This is a genomic window from Roseibium sp. (assembly GCF_965276855.1).
Taxonomy (GTDB): domain Bacteria; phylum Pseudomonadota; class Alphaproteobacteria; order Rhizobiales; family Stappiaceae; genus Roseibium.
Map to the genome: position 1 here is coordinate 3,165,162 of NZ_OZ255700.1, position 15,829 is coordinate 3,180,990.

Genomic DNA, 15,829 nt, shown 5'->3' on the forward strand with positions numbered 1-15,829 from the left:
GTCTCTTGTCCGCGTTGCTCTACTTTTCTGACTGTAGTTGATAGCATGCCGCATCGGCTCTTAAAGGCCGCTTGTGACGAAACCGGTTCGGGCTTGGTCATTTCCGCTCTGAACCTTCGCGGTTCAAAAATCGCGAACCGCTCTCCCAATTCGGTGCGTATGTGATTATATGGCGGCTAACCGGGGCTCAGATGAGCCCGCCTTTTTCAATTTTCCAGGAAGATACGCAATGTCTGCGACCCAGGAGACACCGGCTCAGATCCCGGTCACCGTTTTGACAGGTTATTTAGGAGCCGGGAAAACCACCTTGCTCAATCGGATCCTGACCGAAAATCATGGTCAGCGGTATGCCGTTATCGTCAATGAATTCGGAGAAGTCGGCATCGACAACGACCTGTTGGTCGAGTCGGATGAAGAAATCTTTGAAATGAACAATGGCTGTATTTGCTGCACGGTTCGTGGTGATTTGATCCGCACCGTTCAAAACCTGATGAAGCGCAAGGGCGCCTTCGATGCCATAATCGTGGAGACCACTGGCGTCGCCGATCCTGCGCCCGTCGCGCAGACTTTCTTTATGGATGACGATGTGCGGGCCGCGGCGAAGTTGGACGCGGTTGTGGCGGTCGTGGATGCGCGTCATATACTGCAACGTTTGGAAGATACCCAGGAAGCCGAAGATCAGGTTGCCTTTGCAGACGTTATCCTGATCAACAAGACTGACTTGGTATCTGCTGATGAATTGAGCGCAGTTGAAGCGCGTATCCGGTCCATCAATCCGTATGCGGTTCTCCATCATAGCGAACGATGCGGTGTCGATATCGCGAAGGTGCTCGATCGTGGTGCTTTTGATCTGGATCGGATCCTGTCGCTTGATCCGCATTTCCTGGAACACGGTCATCACGCCCACGAATGCAGCCCGGACTGTGATCATGACCACGACCATCATCATCATGACCACAGCCATGATCATGGTCACCACCATCATGGTCACGAAGAGACGCATTCCGTCAAAAGCATCTCACTGACCGCGGGTGATCTTGACCCCGAAATGTTCTTCCCTTGGATCAATCAGGTGACCCAGATCCAGGGACCGAACATTCTCCGAATGAAGGGGATCCTCGCATTCAAGGATGATCCCCAGCGTTACGTCATTCAGGGCGTTCATATGATCGTTGAGGGAGATCATCAGCGGGACTGGAAGAGAGACGAACCTCGTGAAAGCCGGCTTGTCTTTATTGGCCGGGATCTGAACTGGGATGTCCTGAAAGCAAACTTCAAGGCTTGTGCCGCGGAATAGGAGCGCAGGGTGCCAATTGTTGCTCCTATGGACGTGGACGGCTTCGTCGTGCGAGCCGGTTTTCTGGGTGATGCTGCGTATGTCGCGACCGGTGAGGGCGCCATACACTTCGTTGAAGTAGGCGAAACTCATCTGGCGCCGCATAAGAATGGTCTCTTGGCGGCGGAGCCATCGTTTGATGGCAAGTCCCTGATCACTTCGGGCGATGATGGTGTGATTTATGCCTCGTCGCCGGATGGATCGAGCGAGCTTCTGGCAGAACGTCCTCGCAAGTGGATTGATCTGATTGCCTGCGGGCCCAACGGCGCTGTTGCCTTTGCGAGCGGCCGGACAGCGTGGGTTCGCTTGTCGGATGGCCGGGAAAAAGAGTTTGCCCACGATCGGGCCGTTGGAGGTATTGCATTTGCGCCCAAGGGGCTGCGGTTAGCTGTTTCCCGGTACGACGGCGCCACATTGTGGTGGGCGGGCACCGAAGGCAAGCCGGTCAACCTGACCTGGAAAGGTGCCCATCTTGGAACAAGTTTTTCACCCGACGGCAAATACCTTGTGACGGCTATGCAGGAAAACGCGCTGCATGGCTGGCGTCTGTCTGACAATCAAGACATGCGCATGACGGGATATCCTGCGAAAGTGAAGTCTTTCAGCTGGTCGGTCAAAGGCAAGTATCTTGCAACCTCCGGTGCCAATGCCGCAATCGTTTGGCCGTTTTTTGGGAAAACCGGTCCCATGGGCCAATCGCCATTGCAGCTTGGGACACGGAGCGACGTCTTGGTTACGGCGGTTGCCTGTCATCCCAAGGAAGAGGTTGTCGCGCTGGGCTATCAGGACGGCATGGTCATGATGAGCCGGTTCGAAGATAATGCAGAAGTCCTGCTGCGGCGACCCGGAGGTCATCCAATCACAAGTCTCGGGTGGGATGACGCAGGCCTTCGGCTCGCTTTCGGCAGCGAAAAGAACGAAGCAGGCATTATCTCCCTTCAGGACGGGTAGATCTTTATAATCTGATCGTCTTGGCTGTGAACTAGGCTTGCACCATTTCATGGAGTGGCGGGGATGCTGCGAATCTTTACAGTTTTGACGATGCTAGCTAGCGGCACGCTGACATCACAGCTTCCGGAGTTCGCGCAACAATACCGGCAGCGCCTGGGTGGCGCGATCGATGCGTTGGAGCAGGTGATGGCGGACTTTCGGCGAGATGCGGCGGATTATGGTCTCACTGTTCCCGAGGCGATTGACCGGCAAAAGGCATCCGCAGATCCGTTCATTCAGGCGCGGGGTAGCAGCATCGAGCGGACGAGCCAGCGTCTTGTTCATCTCAAAGATCAAAGATCCGGTTTTGAAACGGCTAGCCCGTTTGAGCGGATCTTGATCCTCGTCGAGAGCCCGGACCGGGAATTGGCACAAGCCACCGCAGAAGACTATGTTCCAGCTATCCCGCTGACCCCGGTCGGTCTGGTGAGCGCTGGGGTTGGCGCTGCGGGTGGTTTCATTCTCATTTGGTGCTTGTCGGGACTTGTCCGCTTGACGCGCCGTCGCGCCCCCGCTTGAACTGTTGTGATGTGAACACCTCAGATTCGGTGGAGGCTTTGCCCTATGGATGCGCTGACGCGGATGCGTTGTTTTATTCAGGTCGTGGATTCCAAGGGGTTTTCCGCTGCCGCCAGGGATATGGGGCGGTCCAAGGCGCTTGTCTCCAAATACGTTAGCGAGTTGGAAGATGAACTGGGGGTCCGGTTGCTGAACCGGACAACCCGGCAAGTGTCCATGACCGAAGTTGGAGAGTCTTATTATAAGGAAGCCTCTGAAATCCTCCAGCGCATTGACGACCTCCAGGCATCAGTTCAGTCGTCTCATCAGGAGATCCGCGGGCGGCTGCGTGTGTCGGCGCCACGGTCTATGGGCGACAAGCTCTTGAATGCAGCCATGATGGAGTTTCTCGCGCAGCATCCTGATGTCGTTCTTGATCTCAGGCTTGAAGACCGGTTCGTGGACCTTGTGGAGGAGGGGTTCGACATCGCGGTGCGGGTGACGCAGCTCGAAGACTCAAGTCTGATTGCGAGAAAAATAGCGCCCTTTCGGACAGTGATTTGCGCCAGTCCGGACCTGCTGGCTAAAGTCGGTGTTCCAAATACACCGGCTGATCTTGCCGATCGTCCCTGCATCATCGATACCAATTACCGGTACAAGCAAAACTGGGCGTTTGGCAGCCAAGGCGAACGCCAGATGGTCACTGTAAAAGGGCCGGTTGAGGTCAACAGCGCTGAGGCGGTCTGTGAGGCCGCTCTTCAAGGGCTTGGCTTCATCCGGATGCCACTGTTTTTCGTCTCAGAGTACATTAATGAAGGCCGTATCAAGATTGTGCTGGCGGAACATGAGGAGCCGATGCGCGGGATATATGCCGTTTACCCGCACCGGCGCCATTTGACAGTAAAAGTCCGGGCGCTGGTTGATTTCCTTGTCAGCTGGTATGCGGCCCGATCAAGAGCGGAAGTGCACACGGGGGCTTAGCGCGAGGAATTTGAGTGACTTAGGGTAAATAAGACCCTGCACGGCGAAAATAAGCGTAATTTTTTCTTGAATAAAAAAAATACAGGCTCACAATCTGAACATGAGCGACTCCAAGGACGATATTGCCGCAGGCCTGGAACAGGTGTTCTGGAGCCGGGGTTTCGCGGAACCAAGCGTTCCCGTTTTGCGCGCCGGCGTCGGTGTCAGCATGCGGACCCTCTACCGGTATTTTCCCTCTCGTGAGGCGATGATCTTGGGCGCTTTGGAATTCCGGCATCAACGGTACATGCGGTACGTCACAGATGGTGTTGAAGAGCCTGGTCTGAGTGCAGCCGAACAGTTGTTTGACAAACTGGGTGGCTGGATGCGGATGACGGAGGGCAAAGAGTGCTTCTTCCGGCAAGCTCTTGCGGCGAACCCTGATAGTACAGACATCGCTGAGACCGTGAACCGGCATAAATCGGAGCTGCTGACGTTCTTTGGAAATCTCAGCGGCCAGATGCAGTTCGCTTCAACGCTCTATCTTCTCCACGAAGGTGTGACTGCCTCTTATGCGGAGCTGGGGGAACAGGCTGTAGAAGATGCCAAACGTTTGGTGCGTCAAATGTTCAAGAGTGCGAACGAGAGCAAATACTCTTGACGTCAGCACGCTAAAAACATGAAACGGCGGGACCAGGCCCGCCATTCCCAAGATCATTTACATAGGATTCAGATCGGCCGCGCGGCTGTCAGGCGTTCTTCGGCCATTCTGTCGGCAATCTGTTCCGGTGTTGCGTTCTCGCGGACCGCCCGGTCGTAGATCCGGGTCAGCGTATCGCCGATTGCAATTGTTTTTTCACGAACTCCCTGGTCGTTGCCGCCTGGCTTTGCCAGAGCGATCGATATAACGCCGCCTGCGTTGATCGCGTAGTCTGGTGCATAGAGAATGCCGCGGTTTTTGAGAGCCACGCCATCAGCCGGTGTCTGCAGTTGGTTATTCGCAGCACCCGCCACGATCCGCGCCTTGATTTCCGGAATGGTGCGGGCGTTGAGACCTGCGCCTAGAGCGCATGGTGCAAACACATCTGCCTCCACCTTGTGCGCGTCCGCCGGATCAACATTCTTTGCACCAAAGGCTTCGACAGCCTTCTCAACGGCCGGCTTGTGAATATCGGAAACGATCAGGTTGGCGCCGGCTTCATGAAGTTGACGGGCGACATCGAAGCCGACATGTCCAAGACCTTGAACCGAGACTGTTCGTCCGGACAAGGACGGATCACCGAAGACATGCGCAACGGAAGCTTTAATGCCCTCAAAGACACCGAGCGCGGTGTACGGAGAGGGGTCTCCCAGTCCTGTTGCCTGGGTGCCGCGCACGTGGTCCGTGTGGCGCGCAACCGCCTCCATATCTTCTGGTGAGACGCCGACGTCTTCAGCCGTGATGTAAGTGCCGGACAACCGCTCCACATGCCGTCCAAAGGCTTCCATCAAAGCTTCTGACTTATCCTTGCGCGGATCAGCGATGATGACCGCCTTACCGCCGCCAAGTTCAAGGCCTGCGAGTGAGTTCTTGTAAGTCATGCCTCGGGACAACCGGAGCGCATCGTTCAAAGCTTCGGACGGCGTGGCGTAAGGCCAGACGCGGCAGCCACCGAGAGCGGGGCCAAGCCGGGTGTCATGGACGGCGATGATCGCTTTCAGACCGGTATTCGCATCTTGAACGATCACGATGTTTTCGTGGTCTTCCATTTCCGGATGGTCAAAGACAGCGGTGTGATGGACAGTGGTATGGATGGCGTTCATGGTTGGCTCAATTCAAAATGATTGTTGTTGAGTATATTTTATTCAGGCATTCTGAAATTTGCTGCTTTTCTTACTCAATTGAATGCTAATAGGTGAAGGTTCTTTCCTGCTTCTCAGAGCTATTGTGAAAAATTTTTCATTTCGTTTTTGCGGCTGCGAACAGTTTGGGTCATCTTGTTGCCGCCTTCTGGGACAACAACCCGATTGCGCTATATTAAGGTTCAGGGATTCGAGCAGGAGCAACAAGTGCGTCAGCAAATCGTTCGCGCGTGGAACTTGATGAACGCCAGGGCAGTCTTGCTCCTTGCGGTATTTGGTTTTGCGATGTTTGGCGCGACCGGCGCTCAGGCGCACCCGCATGTCTTCGTGGAGGCGCGCTCTTCCCTTGTCTTCGATGACAACGGTGATGCTGTCGCCGTCCGGCATATCTTCCGCTTCGATGACGCGTTTTCAGCCTTTGCCATTCAGGGCTTCGATACCAATCAGGACGGCATCTATTCTCGGGAAGAGCTTGCCGAACTGGCTGACGTCAATGTCGAGAGTATGGCTGATTTCGGCTATTTCACGTTTGGCGACAACACGCGCATCGAATTGGATTTCGCAACGCCGACCGACTACTGGCTTGAGGTGAAGACTGTCGCACTCGAAGACTACTGGGTCATGAAGCCAGAGGACTTTGAGGCGATCGCCGAAGATATTCAGATGAACGGCGGCACAATGCCGGAGGATGTGAAGCTCCTTGAGCTGCATTTCACGTTGCCGCTGAAAGATCCGAGTGATGCGTCTGCACCAATCACGCTTGATGTCTATGATCCGACTTATTACGTCGATTTCCGGTTCGGCCAAGAGGATAGCGCACTCGGAACAGTAAATGCGCCTGGCGCGTGTCAGATCACGCGCAAGGAACCGCCGCCGCTTGATGATGCGACGGCATATGCTCTCGCTCAAATTGGACCGGATCAGAGAGACCTGCCGCCCGAGTTGCAATCTGCCGCCGCGACACAAGTCAACCAGATGATTGTCACCTGTGGGGCTACTGCTCAAGTAGCCGCCGCTCCCAACGCTTCAGAGCTTTCAGAACAACAACCTGCGGCAGGAGATGCTTCTCCAGAGACTGCGGCATCAGCAATTGAAAACGCAATCGCGCAAGGCCCGGGTACAGAGCCGATGTCCCGGGCTTCAGATGTTCTGCAAAAAACGCAGCAGACGATCACGATAGAGCCGGGTTTGATGGACCAGATTTTCGGATCGATTGCCCAGATGCAGAAGGACTTTTATCAAAAGCTGGTCGCGAGCTTGAGGTCTTTCCGGACCAATCCGAATGCGTTTTGGCTGCTCGTCGGCCTTTCCTTCGCCTATGGAATATTCCACGCGGCAGGTCCGGGGCATGGGAAGGCGATCATCACGTCTTATGTCGTCGCCAACAACGAAACCTTGAAGAAAGGTATTATACTTTCCTTCGCCTCCGCGTTCGCTCAAGCAGTTACCGCGATCGTTCTGGTGGGCGGGCTTGCCGTTGTGTTCAATCTCACCAGTATCGCTATTCAGGATACGGCGCGCTGGTTCGAGATCGGGTCTTATGTGCTGATTACAGCGCTGGGCGCCTGGCTCTTGTGGCAAAAGGCGGGAAAACCCGTTCTGGCAAGCATGGTGAACCGTCAGGCCCACGAGGGGCTTGCTTTTGCCGGTGCCCACGCTGGGGGGCATCATGGCCACGATCATCATCACCACCACCACGGTCATCACCATCATCACGACCATGACCATCACATCGGCCCGGATGGTGTGTGCTCCAGTTGTGGACATGCCCATGCACCGACACCGGATATGCTTCAGGGCAAGATCACGCTGTCCAAGGCCGTGTCCATCATCTTGGCCGTGGGCTTGCGGCCCTGCACCGGTGCGCTTGTCGTGCTGGTCTTTGCTTTGTCGCAAGGCATGATCGCTGCCGGGATTGCCTCAACGCTTGCGATGGCCGTCGGTACGGGGATTACCGTTGCGCTTCTGGCGGGGCTTGCCGTCTCGGCCAAGGATCTGGCCGTCCGCCTCTTCGGCGAAGGCAGCCCCATGGCGATCAGAGTGCACCGTACAATCGAGATACTGGGCGCCGCAGTGGTATTTTTGCTCGGGATTACCCTTTTGATCGCCGCTGTCGGCTGGGGATAGGGACTGATTTGTTCCGAAAGAAAGAGAATTCGGGCTGGCGCTTAGAGTGCCAGCCTTTTTTGCCTGTAAGTGCGAACGGCGTCTCCAAAAGCTGAAAACAATTTCTTGGAGGGCCCGTCGGTCATAACCCAGTACTCCGGGTGCCATTGGGTGGCCATTACATAGCCAGGCGCATCCTTGATGGTCATGGCTTCAATCGTGCCGTCTTCCGCTTTGGCTTCGATCACAAGCCCTTTGCCGAGTTCCCCGACCGCTTGCCGGTGGAGGGAGTTCACCTCAAACGGTTCCTCGCCCAGGACGGTTTCCAACGGGCCACCTGCGTTGATCTCGACGGTATGAGCAATACGGAAACGTTCGTCCTGACTGTCTGATGTCGGCGGCCGGTGGTCCTTACGCCCTTCAATCTCCTGAACCTCGGTCAATAGTGTCCCGCCAAAGGCTACATTCATCTCCTGCATACCGCGGCAAATCGCGAATACCGGAACGCCGCGTTCCACAGCCCTCTTGATGAGCGGCAATGTGGTCGCGTCGCGGTCCGGGTCATAAGGCCCGTTGGCTTCTGTCGGTTCTTGTCCATAGAGTTGCGGATTTACATTCGACCGCGATCCGGTCACCAGAACTCCATCTACGTTGTCCAGAGCCGCATCGATATCCAGGTCCGCTCCAAGAGCCGGCAGGATCATGGGTATGGCGTCTGCGCCTTTTAGAACCGCCTGCAAATAGGTGGAGATGGTTGCATGCCAGTTGAAGCCATCGATGGATTTGACATCGGCGGTCACGAGAACCAGCGGTTTGGACATGGTCTTGCCTTATCAGATTGTCTGGACAGAACGTTACGAGATCAGAAGAGAGTGATACTGCCTGCCGATCAATCGAGCAATCCAAGATCCTGTGCAACCTTGTAGAGCTGCGCTGCGTTCTTGTTGCCGACCTTCTCCCGCAAGTTTAGGCGATGGGACTCAACCGTCCGCACACTGATCCCGAGGCTCTTGGCAACTTCCTTGTTCGGCAGGCCTTTGGCAATTGCTGTGAGCACCTGGCGCTCGCGGTCAGTCAATCCATAGGGATCCTCAATCGGAGCGGAGGTTGCGGTGCCTACAAGTGTCGGCCCCACCGCAGAGGAGAAATAGTATCCGCCGGACGCCACACTCGAGATCGCAGTGATCATTTCAGGGGCCGAAATATCCTTCAGGATGTAACCGCGGGCACCGGCTTGAACAACGCCGCGCACATATTCAGAGTTGTCATAGATCGACAGGATCAGCACCGCGATTTCCGGGAAGGATTTGCGAACTTCCGCAGCGGCTTCAAGGCCGTTCATGACCGGCATCGAGACATCCATCAAGAGGACATCCGGCCGGAGTTCATGCGCCAGTTTAACAGCTTCCCGGCCATTCGTTGCTTCGCCCACAACTTCGATTTCCGGAACCTTGTTCAACCGGGCCCTTATCCCGTCGCGGACAAGGGCATGATCATCGGCCAGCAAAACCCGTATCGGTTTGGTCATTGGCTCAAGGTTAGGTGAGTGAACTGTCATGTTCATATCATGCAGCCATTGCAGTGGCGTTGTCGAGAGGCATTTCAACGTCGATTTGTGTGCCGCCGAACTTGCCGCGGCTCATGGATAATTTGCCGCCGTATGTTTCGATACGCTCGCGCATGTTCCGGAAACCCAGGCCACCAGTTTTTGGCAGCGGATAAGGCAGTCCAATCCCATCGTCTTCAACCCGCAGCTTAAGCGTGCGCGCGCCGACGGTCAGGGAGATGTTGACTTCCCCGGCTTCAGCGTGACGGGCCACATTTGTCATGCACTCCTGCACAACGCGATAAAGTGATGTCTTTGCGCCTTCTGACAAGCGGGCGTGGCATCGTTCTGCCTCGACGTTGACGGTGATGCCCGATTGGGCCTGGAACTCTTTGCCAAGACTCCCGAGCGCTGCGGCCAGCCCCATGTCGTCCAGAACACTTGGCCGCAGGTCCCGGGAGATACGGCGAACCTCGGTAATGGTTCCGTCGATGATGTTCAGGCATTTTGCAGCTTGGGCCTGAAGGTCCGCGTTTTGGTTGGCTTCGCTATGGATCAATTCAAGCCCATACCGCACGGAAACCAACAGCTGCGATATACTGTCATGAAGTTCGGTGGAAACGCGTTTGCGTTCTTGTTCCTGAACTTCAAGGATCCGGTTGGTCAAGGCCTTCAAACGCGTGTCGGCAAAGCGCTGCTCAGAGAATCTGACGGCTGCGATCAAGGTGCCAACGATTATGATCGCGGCCAGCGTAATCAAAAAAATCACGAAAAGTGTTTGACGGATGCTGCGGGCAAAATCGGCTCGTATGGCAGCAATTTCCTTCGCAATATCGTCGGTATAAAGACCGGTTCCGAGCATCCAGCCCCATTTGTCCAGCAGAATGGCGTAGCCGAGCTTTTCTTCTACCGTTCCGGTCGATGGCTTGTGCCAGACATATTGATGAAAGCCGCCGCCCTGTTGCGCAGCCTTGATCAGATTCTGGATGACAAAATCGCCCGTCTTATCCTGCAAGTCCCACCAATTGTTACCGACGAGCTGCGGTAATTTGGGGTGCACAACGTTGGTGCCGTCCAGCGTGTAGACGAAAAAATAGCCGTCATAATCAAAGGTCAGATTCTTCAAGATCTCCTTGACCTCAGCTTGAGCAGCCTGCCTTCCGTCCGGTTCGTTTTCATAGATCTGTTCAATCGACGTGAGCGCAAGGCTCACGTAATTCCGGATTTCCTGGCGTTTTGCGGCCAGGATCCGCGTTTCAACGGAACGGGTCTCTGCGTCAATCAGCGCGCTGGACTGATAATAGCTGACGCCGCCGATCAGCAACGAAACAGCGATCAGTGGCAGGATCGTGATCAGCAGCAATTTTGTCTTAAACGTCACCCACTTGTTCCTCATATTGCGCGAACCTGCGCCCTAATAGCACTCTCTTGCGTGGAATTCAGTAGTACTACTGAAAAGATGCGCAGAACCACGAATAGCATCAGTGCCGCTTGGTCAACTAGACATACGGCGAGATCGGTGCAAGGGTGTATTCCGGTCCGATATCAGGTCCGTTTAGGGAGGAAACTAATGGATCGTCGTTCGTTTATCAAAAAAGCTGGTCTTGGTGCTGGTGGTATCGCTGCAGGTTCTGCTCTTGCGGCTCCGGCCATCGCGCAGGGCACCAAGGACATGGTCATCGTGTCAACTTGGCCGCGGGACTTCCCGGGTCTTGGTATTCCGGCTCAGCGCCTCGCGGCTCGCATTGCAGAGCTGACCGAAGGCCGCATCAACGTTCAGTACTTCGCCGCTGGCGAACGCGTTGGTGCTTTCGACTCCTTCGATGAAGTTGCTTCCGGCAACGCGCAAGCTTACATCGGCGCAGACTACTACTGGAAAGGTAAGCACCCGGGTTGGGCTGCATTTACTGCTGTTCCGTTCGGTCTCACCTACACTGAAATGGACGCCTGGATTAAGTTCGGCGGCGGTCAGGAATTGTGGGATGAGCTTGCAGGTGAATTCGGCCTGAAGAACTTCGCCATGGGTAACACAGGCGTTCAGATGGGCGGCTGGTTCAACAAGGAAATCGAGACAGCTGACGACCTTAAAGGTCTGAAGATGCGTATTCCTGGCCAGGGCGGTGACGTCATGGCGAAACTCGGTGCATCTCCGGTTTCTCTTCCGGGTGGCCAGATCTACGAAAACCTGGTTTCAGGTGCAATTGATGCGACTGAGTGGGTTGGTCCGTTCAACGACTACTTCATGAAGTTCTACGAAGCTGCGAAGTACTACTACTATCCGGGTATGCACGAGCCGGGCGCACAGCTGGCCATGGGCATCAACAAGGCATGGTGGGATACACTTGACGCGACCGATCAGGCGATCATCGCGGCGGCTTGTAACGAAGAAAACGCCCTGACCATGGCTGAGACAAACGCCAACAACGGTGTTTACCTCAACCGTCTGATCAACGAGCACGGCGTTGAGCTGCGTGAATTCAACGACGAAATCTATGATGCGTTCGGTGAAGCAGCTCAGGAAGTTCTTGAAGAGGCAATGGACCATTCTCCGATGGCCAAGAAGATCTTCGAAAGCTTCATCAATGCCCGCAAGGACATCGGCAGCTGGATGGCGATTTCCGACGTTGCATACAGCAACAAGCGGAACCGCGTGCTGGGCATCCCTTCATAAGCGATGCTCTTCTACGGATAGGGGCGGGAAACTTCCCGTCCCTTCTTTTTATTGACACGATAAAAAAGGCTCCGCCACGATGACTGCCTTGGACAGTGTTCAAGACGGATCTCCAGCCATGAATACCGGCACGGGACCAACACCAGAAAGCGCGCGTTCTTTCCGCCTGTTCGGTTGGGGCGTACTGGCCATCATGGCCGCATATCTGTTGAACAATTACCTTACATATTGGCAAGACTTACCCGGCATTGCGCCCATCTATGGTGGTGCTGCAAACGGGTCGCTGCCGATCGTTTGGTCTTGGCTGCAGCTGGCTGTTTATGCCGGTTTTCTGGCGGCCGTGTTCGTTTATGTGATGCGGAGTACAACACCGCTGCGCGTCGACAGCGCGCGGATCAGCAACATCAATACCTTCATAATCCGGGCTGCATTTTTTGCGGTATTGATCGTTGGATTGGTGGACAGTGCAATCTCGTTTTTGCGGATCGAAGAATTGTTGCCGGGAATTGTTGGGCAGGATCTCGCAGATGAGCTTGGCAAGTCGCGGTTCCGCGGCGCCTACGTCCACATGCCGTTGATCGCCCTGTCGATCGTGATCGCCGCCTTTACAAGAACGCTTGGGTTTACTTGGCTCGCACTGCTGGTTGTTGTCGCCGAGCTTGCGATCGTGATCGGCCGTTTTGTGTTCTCCTACGAGCAGGCCTTCCTCGCAGACTTGGTGCGTTTCTGGTACGCAGCACTCTTCCTGTTCGCGAGTGCCTATACGCTGCTTGAAGAAGGGCACGTTCGAGTCGATGTGTTCTATGCCGGGATGTCACCGAAGACCAAAGGCTACGTCAACGCGATCGGGTCGGTTGTACTGGGCATGAGCCTTTGCACGACGATCCTTGTTCTTGGCATGGGCGGAAAACAGAACATCATCAACAGCCCGATCCTGGCCTACGAAGTGACACAGGCAGGATTTGGTCTTTACGTGAAATACCTCATGGCCGGTTTTCTGGGAGTGTTTGCCACCTCCATGATGATCCAATTCGTGGCCTATTTCCTGGACGCCATCGCCGACATTCGCGGCGAACCCGGCGGCCGGGATCACGAAAACCACCCTGTTAACTAGAGCCAGACGAGATCGTTTGATATGGAACTTTTCTTCCTTCTTCTTCTTGTCGTGATCATGGCGTTTGCGCTTGGCTGCGGTTTTCCGGTGGCATTCGCCCTTCCAGGCGCGGCAATCATCACAATCGGACTTGCAGCCGGTGCCGGCGCGCTCTTCGGCAGTGGGGCGGACGCGTTCTTCCACTCCGGCAGCGCCGCTCAGTGGCTAAGTGCCGGTGTTACCAACTTCCGGGGCATCTACTGGGAAGCGGAACGAGATACGCTCATAGCGATTCCGCTTTTCGTGTTCATGGGCATCATGCTCCAGCGGTCCAAGATCGCTGAGGATCTTCTCGTAACCATGGCCCGGCTGTTCGGTCCGGTTCCGGGCGGCCTCGGCATATCCGTTGTGTTCGTGGGCGCGCTGCTCGCGGCAACAACAGGCATCGTTGGTGCGACTGTTGTGGCGATGGGTCTGATCTCCTTGCCGGCAATGCTGCGGAACAATTATTCGGTGCCGCTGGCAACGGGTACGATCGCGGCTTCGGGTACGCTCGGACAGATCATCCCGCCATCCATCGTTTTGATCATTTTGGCTGACCAGCTCGCAAGTGCGGTCGACCAGGCCGGGTCGATCCGGCAGGCGCTTTACAAGGACAACACTGGCGAACTTTCGATGCCGTCCGACTTCTCGGTCGTGTCGACCAGTGCCGGCGAGATGTTCCTCGGCGCGTTCTTGCCAGGCCTCGTCCTTGTTGGGCTGTACATGCTGTTCATCCTTGGCTTCGCACTTCTGAAGCCAAGCGCTGCACCTGCAGTGCATGAGGAAGGCACGTTTACACGCCAGTTCGCAGTGAAGGTTTTCATTACCCTGGTTCCGCCGCTGGCCCTGATCTTCCTGGTTCTGGGTTCGATCATTGCGGGTATTGCGACTGTGAACCAGGCTGGCGCGATCGGTGCTGTCGGCGCCATGATCATGGCTGGGTACAGGCTGCGTGATGGTGAGAAGGGGGCATACACTCCTGCGATCATCGCGATCGTGGCGTTGCTGGCGATTGCCATTGTGATCAGCTTCATTGGTGCCGTGAACATCAAGTTGATCCAGACAAGCCAGGACCTTCTTGGGCTTGTGTTGGCTCTGATTGCCGTCTCGTTGCTGCTGATTGCGATCTTCTGGTCTGGTTGGCGCACATTGAAGTTGGAAGACACCCTCCGTGGTGTGATGGTCGAAACCGCGAAGACGACGTCGCTGGTCTTTATCATCTTGCTTGGTGCGGCGATGCTGACATCTGCGTTCCGGGCCTTCGGTGGTGAAGACCTTGTGAAGGACTTCCTGCAGGGGCTGCCTGGCGGCTTCTGGGCGCAATTCCTCATCGTCATGCTGGTGATCTTTATCCTCGGCTTCTTTCTCGACTTCATCGAGATTGCGGTTGTGGTCGTGCCGATTGTTGCACCGATCCTGCTTGCTGACCCGTCTGCAAACGTCACGGCTGTTTGGCTTGGTGTGATGATCGGTCTGAACATCCAGACCTCCTTCCTGACACCACCATTTGGATTTGCGCTGTTCTACTTGCGCGGGGTTGCGCCTGCGATCGTGAAGACGGTCGATATGTACAAGGGCGTGATCGCGTTCATTGCATTGCAGCTCGTCGCGCTCGCGATCGTGGGCTTCAATCCGCAGCTCGTGAACTATCTTCCGAACCGTTCGACTTTGTTGTCGGAGACTGCGCCGCCACCAAAGAACCCGCGTCTTCAATACTGCATGGAAAGAATCGTTCACGAGGATTTCCAGCAGAATGGTGATGGCATTCTTGCAACGATCCAGTCGACGGCAAACTTGGACATGAGCTATCTGCCGGAGGACCTGCGTGAAGACTTGGCCGAAGGCTTTGAAAAAGCGCAGAACGCACTCCCGCTGATGCAGGAGATCAAGGACGCAGAGGCGGCGGTAGCAGCAGCTGCGGGCGACTACCGCCCAATCCACGGCCTGGTTCGGGCTCTAGAGCGGGATGCCCGCCGCATCGACGAGACGATCGAAGAGCTTAAAGTGGTCGTCAGCCGGTCTGGTCCGGAAGGCATCTATACGGTAGAGCAAGGCGAACGGGCTCAGGCACGGATCGACACTCTCCAGGCTGAGCATGATGCGCTCCTGGCTCAGATCCCTGAGGAATGGGACGACACATACGCGACCTTCTCTCAGATCCAGAAGGCCGAGAACACAGCCCGCTTGACCTTCCGCCGCAATGCGGACCAGGCCTATGAGCCAGTGCTCGAGCTGAAGGCAATCCTGCGAGATGTCGACGTTGTCGCCAGTTTCGAAGCTGAACTTGAGGCTTTGAAAGAGCAGGTTACCCAGTTGGAACCGGAAGCCGCGGTGGAGGCAATTGCTGCGATGCGATCCAAGGTCGGGTCCGCTGAAGGCACAAGCGATATTCGCAAGGGCCTGACGGAAGCCCGCAAGATCATGCGGAGCCGGACACCCAACGCGGAAGAGGCGATTGCGGAGATCGACAAGTCGATTGCTGCTGTCCAAGCCGATCTTGCCTGGCGCCAACGTGCGGCATCGGAGCTGTTGCCCCAACTGGAGGCGTATGACGCTGCGGTTGGCACCAACATCGGATTGCGTCAGCGGGACCGCTTGCCGGACGCAATGGCTCTGGAAGTCGCTGGATGTCTCTCCGATCACAGAGACATTTCGCTCAGCTTCTGAGTTAAACAGAAACGAAAAAAGCGGGGAGAGAAATCTCCCCGCTTTTTTGTTTGGATGGGCGGTTGCTCTGCGTTGGGG

Annotated in this window: 13 protein-coding genes; 9 read left to right on the forward strand and 4 right to left on the reverse strand. The window is 55.7% G+C overall.

The window, feature by feature from the left end:
• Positions 1–229: 229 nt before the first annotated feature.
• The 5 genes from ACQY4Z_RS14675 (at position 230) to ACQY4Z_RS14695 (ending at position 4,445) form a co-directional block, all read left to right on the forward strand.
• On the forward strand, positions 230–1,297 hold the full coding sequence (locus ACQY4Z_RS14675; protein ID WP_428522439.1) for a CobW family GTP-binding protein: 1,068 nt from the start codon (positions 230–232) through the stop codon (positions 1,295–1,297).
• Between the two features lie 9 nt (positions 1,298–1,306).
• On the forward strand, positions 1,307–2,287 hold the full coding sequence (locus ACQY4Z_RS14680; protein ID WP_428522441.1) for a WD40 repeat domain-containing protein: 981 nt from the start codon (positions 1,307–1,309) through the stop codon (positions 2,285–2,287).
• A gap of 63 nt (positions 2,288–2,350) precedes the next feature.
• On the forward strand, positions 2,351–2,845 hold the full coding sequence (locus ACQY4Z_RS14685) for a DUF2937 family protein (RefSeq protein WP_428522443.1): 495 nt from the start codon (positions 2,351–2,353) through the stop codon (positions 2,843–2,845).
• Between the two features lie 45 nt (positions 2,846–2,890).
• A complete protein-coding gene (locus ACQY4Z_RS14690) occupies positions 2,891–3,805 on the forward strand; it encodes a LysR family transcriptional regulator (protein WP_428522445.1) in 915 nt (304 codons plus the stop codon).
• 100 nt (positions 3,806–3,905) lie between these two features.
• On the forward strand, positions 3,906–4,445 hold the full coding sequence (locus tag ACQY4Z_RS14695; protein ID WP_133951281.1) for a TetR/AcrR family transcriptional regulator: 540 nt from the start codon (positions 3,906–3,908) through the stop codon (positions 4,443–4,445).
• A 68-nt stretch (positions 4,446–4,513) separates the two neighbouring features.
• Here ACQY4Z_RS14695 and ACQY4Z_RS14700 read toward each other — a convergent pair whose 3' ends face one another.
• On the reverse strand, positions 4,514–5,587 hold the full coding sequence (locus ACQY4Z_RS14700) for a Glu/Leu/Phe/Val dehydrogenase dimerization domain-containing protein (protein ID WP_428522448.1): 1,074 nt from the start codon (positions 5,585–5,587) through the stop codon (positions 4,514–4,516).
• Between the two features lie 246 nt (positions 5,588–5,833).
• On the opposite strand from ACQY4Z_RS14700, the gene ACQY4Z_RS14705 reads away from it, so the two are divergent.
• Positions 5,834–7,753: a DUF1007 family protein gene (locus tag ACQY4Z_RS14705; RefSeq protein ID WP_428522450.1), complete on the forward strand. Its 1,920-nt coding sequence runs from the start codon at positions 5,834–5,836 to the stop codon at positions 7,751–7,753.
• A gap of 41 nt (positions 7,754–7,794) precedes the next feature.
• Here ACQY4Z_RS14705 and ACQY4Z_RS14710 read toward each other — a convergent pair whose 3' ends face one another.
• From ACQY4Z_RS14710 to ACQY4Z_RS14720, 3 genes are all read right to left on the reverse strand, one after another.
• Complete coding sequence (locus tag ACQY4Z_RS14710; protein ID WP_133951287.1) at positions 7,795–8,553, reverse strand: gamma-glutamyl-gamma-aminobutyrate hydrolase family protein; 759 nt, start codon at positions 8,551–8,553, stop codon at positions 7,795–7,797.
• Between the two features lie 68 nt (positions 8,554–8,621).
• The gene (locus ACQY4Z_RS14715; protein ID WP_040452569.1) at positions 8,622–9,290 is read right to left on the reverse strand and encodes a response regulator; all 669 of its coding nucleotides are present in this window, start codon (positions 9,288–9,290) and stop codon (positions 8,622–8,624) included.
• A gap of 7 nt (positions 9,291–9,297) precedes the next feature.
• On the reverse strand, positions 9,298–10,659 hold the full coding sequence (locus tag ACQY4Z_RS14720) for a cache domain-containing protein (RefSeq protein WP_209179893.1): 1,362 nt from the start codon (positions 10,657–10,659) through the stop codon (positions 9,298–9,300).
• Positions 10,660–10,848: 189 nt separating this feature from the next.
• Here ACQY4Z_RS14720 and ACQY4Z_RS14725 point away from each other — a divergent pair, with 189 nt between their 5' ends.
• The 3 genes from ACQY4Z_RS14725 (at position 10,849) to ACQY4Z_RS14735 (ending at position 15,751) form a co-directional block, all read left to right on the forward strand.
• A complete protein-coding gene (locus ACQY4Z_RS14725) occupies positions 10,849–11,949 on the forward strand; it encodes a TRAP transporter substrate-binding protein (protein WP_428522453.1) in 1,101 nt (366 codons plus the stop codon).
• Between the two features lie 79 nt (positions 11,950–12,028).
• Positions 12,029–13,063, forward strand: coding sequence for a TRAP transporter small permease subunit (locus ACQY4Z_RS14730; RefSeq protein WP_428522455.1), 1,035 nt, complete (start codon positions 12,029–12,031; stop codon positions 13,061–13,063).
• A gap of 21 nt (positions 13,064–13,084) precedes the next feature.
• Positions 13,085–15,751, forward strand: a complete 2,667-nt coding sequence (locus ACQY4Z_RS14735; protein ID WP_428522457.1) for a TRAP transporter large permease subunit — start codon at positions 13,085–13,087, stop codon at positions 15,749–15,751.
• Positions 15,752–15,829: the final 78 nt, after the last annotated feature.

Coding starts and splice junctions, on each gene's coding strand:
- ACQY4Z_RS14675 (WP_428522439.1), top strand. CDS start 230: ATGTCTGCGACCCAGGAGACACCGGCTCAGATCCCGGTCACCGTTTTG.
- ACQY4Z_RS14685 (WP_428522443.1), top strand. CDS start 2,351: ATGCTGCGAATCTTTACAGTTTTGACGATGCTAGCTAGCGGCACGCTG.
- ACQY4Z_RS14690 (WP_428522445.1), top strand. CDS start 2,891: ATGGATGCGCTGACGCGGATGCGTTGTTTTATTCAGGTCGTGGATTCC.
- ACQY4Z_RS14695 (WP_133951281.1), top strand. CDS start 3,906: ATGAGCGACTCCAAGGACGATATTGCCGCAGGCCTGGAACAGGTGTTC.
- ACQY4Z_RS14700 (WP_428522448.1), bottom strand. CDS start 5,587: ATGAACGCCATCCATACCACTGTCCATCACACCGCTGTCTTTGACCAT.
- ACQY4Z_RS14710 (WP_133951287.1), bottom strand. CDS start 8,553: ATGTCCAAACCGCTGGTTCTCGTGACCGCCGATGTCAAATCCATCGAT.
- ACQY4Z_RS14715 (WP_040452569.1), bottom strand. CDS start 9,290: ATGACAGTTCACTCACCTAACCTTGAGCCAATGACCAAACCGATACGG.
- ACQY4Z_RS14725 (WP_428522453.1), top strand. CDS start 10,849: ATGGATCGTCGTTCGTTTATCAAAAAAGCTGGTCTTGGTGCTGGTGGT.
- ACQY4Z_RS14730 (WP_428522455.1), top strand. CDS start 12,029: ATGACTGCCTTGGACAGTGTTCAAGACGGATCTCCAGCCATGAATACC.
- ACQY4Z_RS14735 (WP_428522457.1), top strand. CDS start 13,085: ATGGAACTTTTCTTCCTTCTTCTTCTTGTCGTGATCATGGCGTTTGCG.